The sequence below is a fragment of the Vibrio sp. UCD-FRSSP16_30 genome (assembly GCF_001676025.1).
Taxonomy (GTDB): domain Bacteria; phylum Pseudomonadota; class Gammaproteobacteria; order Enterobacterales; family Vibrionaceae; genus Vibrio.
Genome location: NZ_LZFW01000068.1, coordinates 166359 through 175784, shown reverse-complemented (window position 1 = coordinate 175784; position 9426 = coordinate 166359). Strand labels below are relative to the sequence as shown.

The window sequence follows — 9426 nt, the reverse complement described above, 5'->3', positions numbered from 1 at the left end:
GCCGACATTATTTTCGGTCACCACTATTGGTTGAACTTGAATTTGTTCTTCTAGTTTATTGAGTTTTTTAAACCAATAATGAAAGGTTTGGTAGTTAATGCCATTATCGAGGCAAAACTGTTTAATCGTCGAGTTGCTGTTTAGTTGCTGCTCAAGTATCTGAGCCCAGTGATGACGTTTTTGTTCTTGATTCATAATATCTCCTTTAAAAAAGATACTATGACGAAGCTAGATTTCTATTGATAGGTGGGTTTCGTTAACCGCTTACATTTCTCCGTACTACATCGATACGAATACAATATTAATCGTGGGGTTTACTTCATAAGCCCCACGCCTAATTTCTAGGTTAAATCCTATCTTAGCCCGATGACTTTATGTGCCAATGTTGGCTCATGATTAAAAATGCCAACTAAAATTAACGGTTTTTTCTGATGTTTGCCAAAGCTTTGTTGAAACAGTTTTATTCAGTGCATGAGAGGCTAATTCACATTCGCCAACAGGGCCTGTAAAATAGTTAAACCCTGTTGGGCCGTAAAAGGCTTTTTCATCTAATTTAGGTTCGAGTGCGCACATTAGTTCTGGATAAGCGCCTTTTGTTGCTGTTTGCGTTAACGCGGTTTTTGTCATTAAGCCAAATATTAAGCGTGTTACGAAGTTGCCGCTTGTGGTGATGAGTGATGTCCTTGAAGATCCAGGGTGACAAGCGTAGACCTTCACATTATTCTTTCCTGCTGTTGCCAAGCGCTGTTGAAGTTCATAAACCGACATAATTTGAGCGAGTTTACTTTGGCTGTACGCCTTATTTGCGGTGTAATTATTGTCCCAGTTCATATCATCAAATTTAATGGTTTTGATGCCCATCTTATAGCCTTCGCTTCCAACGGTGACGATGCGACCACTCGATTTATCAATCATCGGAAAAAGTAACCCTTGCAGTAGAAAGTGACCATAGTGGTTCACGCCAAGTTGGCTTTCAAAACCATCTTCTGTGAGTACTTGTTTAGGCACCTGAGCGATTGCGCCGTTACATATAAGAGCGTCAATTTGTGATACTTTGTGTAGTAGCTCATCGGCGGCTTGTTTAACAGAAGTTAAACTGCCTAAGTCGACCTGAACAAAAGAGATATCGATGTTATTTCCAAGCTCTGCTTGTAGTAGGCTTATGGTGTGATTTGATTTGCTAGAATTACGATTTAGCATCACCACTTTTGCGCCTTTCGATAGTAGTATCTTGCTGGCTTCAAAACCTGTTCCACTTGTTGCGCCAGTAATAACATAGGTTTTTCCTTTAAGAGAACCAATTCTTTCTGGTGTCCATCCTTGTGGTCCAAATCTTGTATCACTCATGTTTGCTCTTCTTATTCATTTAATGGGCAACATAGCCGTTTTGTTAAGCCTACTTTAATGACTGACCAATAATTAAACTAGGTGAGATCATCTCTAAAATCTGCCTATTTGTATCGATGTTCAGATGATGGCATTGATGGATTGATATTCTGGTGCTACTTTAATTTCAATCCTCACTGACTTAATCATCCAAATGAGCAAACAGAAAATCAAGCAACTAATAGAAGATAAAGTGCAGGGCGACGGCATGTTTGAAACGGGTATTAAAGGGGTCAAGCTCTTTCGTGAAACTCGCTCTATCCATTGTACACCTGTGATTTATGAGCCCGCTGTCATTGCTATTTTAGGTGGAGCAAAAGAGGCAATACTGGATGGAAAAAGATACGATTATGACCATTCACAATATATGTGCTGTTCAATATCGATGCCAGTTGAAGCAGGAGCACCTAAAGCTTCCCCTGAAAATCCTCTATTAGGTGTTTACATTTCATTGGATACTAAAGTGATGAGTGCATTGGCTATGGAAATTGGCAGTGCAACCACCTCAAGCCCAAAGCAGCCTAAAGGGTTAGTCGCTCCGGGTATAGCCCTAGCACATTGGAATGATGAGTTTTCTGAATCACTCTTGAGATTGTTACAGTTAACCTATAATTCCAAAGCATGTGCAGTTCTTGGGAATGGACGATTGAGGGAGCTGTACTACGCCGTTTTAACTGGAGAGGCTGGTGATTCGGCAATGCGAGCGTTTGGTGTAGGAAATGAAATTACGCGAGCGATCGATTATCTAACCTCTAATATTGATCAAACAGTTTCGATTGATGATATGGCCTCATTGGTTGGGATGAGTCGCGCAGTGCTACATAGAAAGTTTAAGCAGGCAACCATGATGTCACCGATACAATTTGTGAAATCCCTTAGGTTGAATAGCGCGGCGATGAAATTGACTGAAGGTATGAATGTGAGCCGAGCCGCTTTAGAAGTTGGCTATGAGAGTTCATCCCAATTTAGTCGAGAGTTTAAACGTATGTTCGGTCAGTCTCCGAAACAGTGGAGCCAGTCGCATCTACACCTAACACAATAAATTTAATGGCTTTTTTCCTATCAACGCAGTTATCAAGTGTTATAACTTGCTAGGCTGAGCAGTGACTTGCTACGATTGATATTAATATCCCAAATAGAATAGATGTGTGAGAAAGAAATGAAAACACCTTACCAAATCCAATATGAAACATTCGAAGCCGCTGGTGGCATTTATGATAAGCGCCATGCAAAATTGTACGCAGAATTTGCCGATGATCTAATTGCGGATGGCAGCTATTCCATCGTTTTTGAAGGCGTTGCTCATGCTTGCTATACGCCTATTACGATAGATGCTGCGCCACACTTGAAGTGTTATGTAGTCGCACCGTTATCGGTACTGCCAGAGTATCAACGACAAGGATACGCAACACGCTTAATGGAAGAAGCTGAAAAGCAGTTAAAGCCCGATGTCGTCTTTATTTTGGGTGAGTTTCATCATTACGGTAAGCGCTACAATACGCCTCATAAAGTTGGATTACCTGTAAAATCGTTAGCACCATTAGAGAATTGGTTTGCGCTAGCATTAACCAAAGGAGCGCTGGATGGGGTGGGAGAATCAACCTCAAGTATGACTGGTCCCTATGCTAATCCGCGTATCTGGAGTCATCCGAGCGAGCAAGTATAAGTAGTATCAATGGGTGAGTCGTTGATTGATATCAGGTGAATTACTTACTCAAAATGATACTTTTTAGCGCCCAATAGAGGGCTGTGATTCTCTATTGTTTAACGCCAAATCAGTGAAACGTCGCAATTTTTTATAATCATGCAGAGCTATTCTCTCTAATAGCTCATTTCTGCCATACCAATGCTTGATTCATTTTTCAAACCTAAGTTCAATCATTTTACTTGTAGTATTACAATACATGATCGAGTCGACAAATTAATGAAAAAGATAAGTTCTGGATAGCAGTTATCAAGTAATGCAATTGCTCATATATGCTTCTTGTTGCTAATGTGCCTCACAAAATCCCCCCTTAACAAGAGATCGTTATGAAAAAGGCACCCATTTTATTAATCGCAGGTTCTTTACTACTAACTGGTTGTATTTCTAATCAAGGAAAGACAGAACTAGTTACCAAACCAACAATGGTGATGGTAGATCAAGGCGTTAGCATCGCTACAATGCAACAAGTGTTAGAGCTAAGAAATAGCATCTTGAATGCTCAAGATGGCGATGTGATCAGCGTTAAAGCGGGCCATTATAAAGATTTGGGCAGAATTGCGTTAACTGCTAACAACGTAACCATTAAAGCTGAAGTACCAGGAACCGTTATCTTTAATGGTTCAGTTCAGTTCCTAGTTGAAGGTAACGATAACTTATTCGATAGCCTAGTATTTACCGATGGTGGTCCGATGCTAAGCACGGAAAGCCATGATAAAAACATCGTTGGTGTATTTGGTATCTACGGAAAAAACAACACACTAAATAACTCTGTAATCTACAAATTCAACGACTATGACTATGTTGCTGATCAAAAGGGCAAATACCCTAACATCAGATGGCTAACGGTTGGCGGCGAAAACAACAAGATCACCAACAATACCTTTGAAGGTAAGTACAAGCGTGGCGCTATGCTTGTTGTTGCAACGTCTGATAAGTTAGAAAAAACACTGATCGAAGGTAATATCTTTAAAGATCTAACCGCTTTAGATATCGAGTTAATTGAAAACTCTAACCCTAAAATGGTTAGAACAAACCGTAACGATAGACAAGCGATCAGAATTGGTGATAGCCATAACTCATTGTTCGATTCTCAAAGTGTTGTAAAAAACAACTACTTTGACAACATCAGTGGCTACGTTGGCAAAACAGGCTCTGGCGAAATTGAATTAATTTCAGTTAAAGCAAGTGGCGTGACATTTGATGGAAACACCATCAGAAACAGTACTTCTATGATTTCACTACGTCACGGCCACAACAATGTTGTGACTAACAACGTTATCCTACCGGGCAATACGGCAAACTCTGGTGGCATTCGAATCTATGATGAAAATCATCTGATTGAAAATAACTACATCGAAGGTACGCTAGGTAAAGGTACATACCGTGGTGGACTTGTTCTTAATACCGGTATTATTGATGTTGCCAATGGCGAAGTATTAAGCAAAGACTCTAAAGGCAAAACACTACAAAAACAGTGGACGCCTAAAGATGTTATCGTTAAAAACAACACCTTAGTGAACAACACTCAGGGTATTTTTGCGAGTAACGCTATTCACCGTGTCAGCCTAACAGACGATGCACGTGTAGAAACTATCTTCCCAGCCGTTGATACTGTATTTGAAAACAACTTATCTATTGCTGAAACGCCAGATAAAAATGCATTCAGACAGTTTGATGGCGAGAAATTCAAAATGGTAGGTTCTGAATTTAAGAACAACATCTTCTACGGTCAAATTGAAGGATTGCAGCCTTTACCTAAAGGTATCTCAACTGAAAAACCAGCAATGGAAAGAGATGAGCAAGGTCTAGTTAAAGCGGTTGGCACTGTTGGTGCAACTAACTTAACGGTATTAACTGAAGATATGGTTGGTTCTACTATCGTATTTAAATAGTAGTTTATAAACTCACTATCCACGGGGCAGGTCTTCTTTTGCAATGAATTGCAGAATAAAAGATCTGCCCCGTTTTTTTATCTGTTATAAATTGCACCAATGAGCGATGCTATTTCATTTATTCATCATGTTGCTTATTATTTAGGTGTCGTCATAAAAACAGATTATTAAAAATTAAATAAGCAAGAATATATGTTTCAAAAGGCGTCAAATATCACATATTTATATTGTATTACAAGTTAAAATATTTAGTTACAAATGGCTGTATTGAATATGTTTAAAGGTATAAAGATATAAAGCATGAAAAAACAAAGCGGTTTTACACTTATTGAGCTTGTAGTAGTTATCGTTATCCTAGGTGTTCTCGCCGTAACAGCAGTTCCTCGTTTTGTGAATTTACAATCTGATGCTCGCGCATCATCCCTTCAAGGTCTAAAAGGTGCAATGGCTGGCGCTGCTTCTATTGTTTATAGTAAAGCTGCGATTGCTGGTATCGAAACTAAGGACTCGGGTGTCATTCCTGATGGAAACAAGGCTATTTCTGTAGTGCATGGCTATCCTGAGGCAAGTAAAGACGGGATCGGTAGTGCAGTGGAAGGTCTATTTCCTGGTGGTGATTGGCAAGTAATTCCATCTAGCTCAGGGACTTCAAGAACCTCAGGGTCTCCTTGGAGCATTTCGTACACATTCGCAGATTCAAATGACATATCGGCTACTGCTAAATGCATCGTGACGTATACAGAAGCGACCTCAAGTGCTGCTCCTACAATCGTGGTTGCTGACGCTGCGGATTGTTAATCAAGCCTACTTATAAATAAAGGTCAGAGTGACTGGCCTTTTTAATTTATTCAATAGAATCAATTTTAAATGTACTCATAATTATTATGCGTGTGAGATTTGGCATCGATGATTATTATATATTCACCCGCATTATGTGACTTGTTTTGTATTATTTCCCTCAATTAGTTATCCCTTGTAAATTAAGGTAAATGCACTAGATTAAAGCACTTTCCAAGCGTTAAGATTGTGTCTCATAAATCATATTATAAAGGCAGGACAATGAGCCGCTGGTTTCGAAATCTCACTATAGTGACCGTCATTTTATCTTCAAGTGCTTTGTATGTATGGAAGGTTCACCCTGATCTACTCATCGCCAACTCGGACGACAATACTTCTTATCGAACTGAATCTGTTTCAATGGGAGATATTAGCCTGAGTGTCAGTGCAACAGGCACACTGGCGGCGGTTGATGATGTGGTGGTTGGCGCTCAATTGTCAGGACAGGTGGTTAAGGTTTATGCTGATTTTAATGACAGTGTCGAACAAGGACAATTGCTGGCTAAAATCGATCCTGCTTCGTTTGCATCAAAAGTGGCACAAGCTCAAGCCTTGGCAGATAAGAGTGAAGCCGACGTTAAAGCGCAGAGTTTTCAAATTGAGCGCGCAAAATTAAATTATGAGCGTTCATTAAGAGAGTTAAAGCGAGCAAAAGGACTGTATATCAGTAAAAACGTGTCAGAAGATGCGATAGATGACTTACAAACTCAGAGCAGTCAAAATAAGCTTGATTGGCAACAAAGCCTTGTTCAATTGGACATTCTTAAAGCCACCTTTGCCGCCAACCTTGCTAGCTTAGAGCAAGCCAAAATTGAACTGGATCGCACCGATATTAGAGCTCCAATCAGCGGTTTTGTGATAAACCGAGAAATTGAAGCAGGGCAAACGGTCGCATCAAGCTATAACACGCCAGAGCTCTTTACCTTGGCGAAAAACCTCTCAGAAATGGAAATTGAAGCTTATATTGATGAATCTGATATTGGCTTAGTGCAAGAGGGGCAAGAAGTTCGTTTTGGGGTGGATGCATTTTCTGATCGTCAATTTAAAGGTAAAGTGAAGCAAATTCGCAAAGCGCCACAAAATAACTCTGGCGTGGTGAGCTATGTTGTTGTCATTGCAACCAATAACCCTAATGGCATCTTACTACCAGGGATGACGGCAAACTTAGACGTTGCGATTAAAAAAATGGAAAACGTGCAAAGGGTCAGTAATGCTGCGATTCGTGTTGCCAGTCGTTTTTCAGTTTCGGATAGCAATAAAAGCAAAGGCCCATTATCTCGCTTAAAACACCTCAATTTAACCCAACAGCAAATACAAAAAATTGAGCAAGCCTTACCTAAGTCATCCGCTACTACTTCACCTAATACCAAAAAGCAAAACCAACAAATACTCAAAAAACTATTGTCGGAAGTTCTGACCAAAGAGCAGAAAAAGCTTCAAAAACAAATTCGCTCAGGAACGGTGAAAATGGGACCGATTCTTGTACTGCGTGATGGCAAGATGAGCTCGATTCAGGTGCAATTTGGTGTATCCGATGACAAATATACCGCGATCATTTCTCCTGATTTATCGAATGAAACCATCATTACTCAGTTCAGGGAGAATAAGTAATGAAAGCAGCCATAACTTGCCATCAAATAAGCCACAGTTTTCCAACTGGTGAAGAGCGATTTCAAGTGCTCAATGACGTTAATTTCTCGATACAACAAGGGGATATGGTAGCGATCATGGGGCCTTCTGGCTCTGGTAAATCAACCTTGATGAATATGATTGGTTGCTTAATGACGCCAGAATCTGGGGAGATAGAGATTCTTGGTCAAGCCACTAATCGCTTAAACAGGAATGATCTTGCAGAGATCCGTCGCGATCATATTGGCTTTGTCTTTCAACAGTTTAATTTACTATCAAGAACTTCCGCGCTGGATAACGTCAAAATGCCATTGATGTATTTTGACGAACCGGTGACTAACGCCGATCAAAGAGCAAAAGAGTGTTTAGAGCTTGTTGGGCTAGGGGATAAGTTTAATTCACATCCTAACCAACTGTCGGGAGGTCAGCAGCAGCGAGTCGCTATTGCTCGATCTTTAATCAATCAGCCTGATATTTTATTGGCCGATGAACCAACAGGTGCGCTTGATAGTAAAACAGGTAATGAAATTATGGCTTTATTTCATCGACTTAATAGGCAAGGACAAACCATCATTATCATTACCCATGATAGTGAAGTGGCCGCTCAAGCCCGTCGAACCTTACACATCAGAGATGGCAAGCTCATAGAGGCGGATGCACCTTCGTCTGCGCCTTTAGCGGCAACGACAGCACAGGAGCAAAGCGCATGATTTTATTAAAAACGGCTCTGCTTTCCCTTAGACGAAATATGCTGCGCTCTATTTTAACAACGCTGGGTATCATCATTGGCATAAGCGCTGTGATTATCATGTTCGCATTGGGAGAGGGGGCGCAGCGTCAAGTTGAGCAACAAATACAGAGCTTGGGGACAAACCTGTTAATGGTGAAAACAGGCGCTATTCGCACTGGAGGCGCGGCGCAGGCGGCAGGTGCTACCAATAAATTGAATTTGAGTGATGTGTTAACCATCCAAAATGAAATCCCAGAAATTATGGCGGTAGGTGCTTCTGTTAGTAGCCAAGCGCAAGTGGTGTGGGGCAATCAAAACTGGAGTACTTCCATTCAAGGCACCAATGCTGATTATTTAGTGGCTTCAAATTGGCAGATAACCCAAGGTCGCTCCTTCGATGATCGTGAAGTAAAAAGCAGCGCTAAAGTGGCTTTAATTGGTCAGACGGTCGCCAAAGAATTGTTTGGTAGTGTGGATAACGCACTGGATGAGACCATTCGCATTAACAAAGTGCCTTTGCTTATCGTTGGTGTTTTGGCTGCAAAAGGCCAAGATATGAGAGGACAAGATCAAGATGACGTTCTGATCGTTCCTTTAACCACCGCCAATCGCCGCATACTAGGTCGCAGTGCAGGCAAGGTGGACGAAATAAAACGAATGACAGTATCGGTCGAAAATCAAAATGATATGGACTTTGTCGCAGAAGAAATTGATCGTTTATTGATCCAAAAACACAGAGTGCCTTCTCATCAAACTAGCCCTTTTAACATCAAAAACTTAACCGCTATGATGAATACAAGAGCTGAGGCTAATAAAGTCTTTTCCTTGTTATTATCAGGGGTTGCCGGCGTATCGCTGTTAGTTGGCGGTATTGGGGTGATGAACATTATGTTAGTGAGTGTGACCGAGCGTACCAGAGAGATTGGTCTGCGAATGGCAGTCGGTGCAAAACCGAAAAATATCTTGGTGCAATTTCTCATAGAGAGCGTGCTTTTGTGCCTATTGGGCGCATTGTTAGGGGTGGCGATTTCTATGATAACCATCGTCATCTTACAATACGGATTAGGCTGGCAGCTTATCGTATCGCCTGTGATTATTCTAATCAGTATCTCAGCGACCGCATTAATTGGTATTGGCTTTGGTTTCTATCCCGCTTATAAAGCATCGCAACTCGACCCAATTGAAGCATTGCGTCATGAGTAGAGGTTGCAGTGATAGGTCAGCATGATCTTACTGTGATTAAAGGC

The 9426-nt window shown here is 40.9% G+C and carries 9 protein-coding genes; 7 read left to right on the top strand and 2 right to left on the bottom strand.

The features are described 5' to 3' along the window. On the bottom strand, positions 1-195 hold a 195-nt coding region (tnpA, locus tag A9260_RS15085), incomplete at its 3' end, for an IS66 family insertion sequence element accessory protein TnpA (protein WP_441351166.1). A 201-nt stretch (positions 196-396) separates the two neighbouring features. Beyond that, positions 397-1347 (bottom strand): SDR family oxidoreductase, encoded by a 951-nt coding sequence (locus A9260_RS15080; protein ID WP_068700387.1) that lies wholly within the window; start codon positions 1345-1347, stop codon positions 397-399. Positions 1348-1540: 193 nt separating this feature from the next. On the opposite strand from A9260_RS15080, the gene A9260_RS15075 reads away from it, so the two are divergent. From A9260_RS15075 to A9260_RS15045, 7 genes are all read left to right on the top strand, one after another. Then, a complete protein-coding gene (locus A9260_RS15075; protein ID WP_068700385.1) occupies positions 1541-2428 on the top strand; it encodes an AraC family transcriptional regulator in 888 nt (295 codons plus the stop codon). A gap of 117 nt (positions 2429-2545) precedes the next feature. Continuing rightward, positions 2546-3052, top strand: coding sequence for a GNAT family N-acetyltransferase (locus A9260_RS15070; RefSeq protein WP_068700407.1), 507 nt, complete (start codon positions 2546-2548; stop codon positions 3050-3052). A 365-nt stretch (positions 3053-3417) separates the two neighbouring features. After that, positions 3418-4983: a polysaccharide lyase 6 family protein gene (locus tag A9260_RS15065; protein ID WP_068700383.1), complete on the top strand. Its 1566-nt coding sequence runs from the start codon at positions 3418-3420 to the stop codon at positions 4981-4983. A gap of 300 nt (positions 4984-5283) precedes the next feature. Next, a complete protein-coding gene (locus A9260_RS15060; RefSeq protein WP_068700381.1) occupies positions 5284-5781 on the top strand; it encodes a prepilin-type N-terminal cleavage/methylation domain-containing protein in 498 nt (165 codons plus the stop codon). A gap of 261 nt (positions 5782-6042) precedes the next feature. Further along, entirely contained in the window at positions 6043-7431 is a 1389-nt protein-coding gene (locus A9260_RS15055; RefSeq protein ID WP_068700378.1) for an efflux RND transporter periplasmic adaptor subunit, read from the top strand. Next, on the top strand, positions 7431-8159 hold the full coding sequence (locus A9260_RS15050; protein WP_068700376.1) for an ABC transporter ATP-binding protein: 729 nt from the start codon (positions 7431-7433) through the stop codon (positions 8157-8159). The genes A9260_RS15055 and A9260_RS15050 overlap by 1 nt, the downstream gene beginning before the upstream one ends. Further along, positions 8156-9382 (top strand): ABC transporter permease, encoded by a 1227-nt coding sequence (locus A9260_RS15045; protein ID WP_068700374.1) that lies wholly within the window; start codon positions 8156-8158, stop codon positions 9380-9382. The genes A9260_RS15050 and A9260_RS15045 overlap by 4 nt, the downstream gene beginning before the upstream one ends. Positions 9383-9426: the final 44 nt, after the last annotated feature.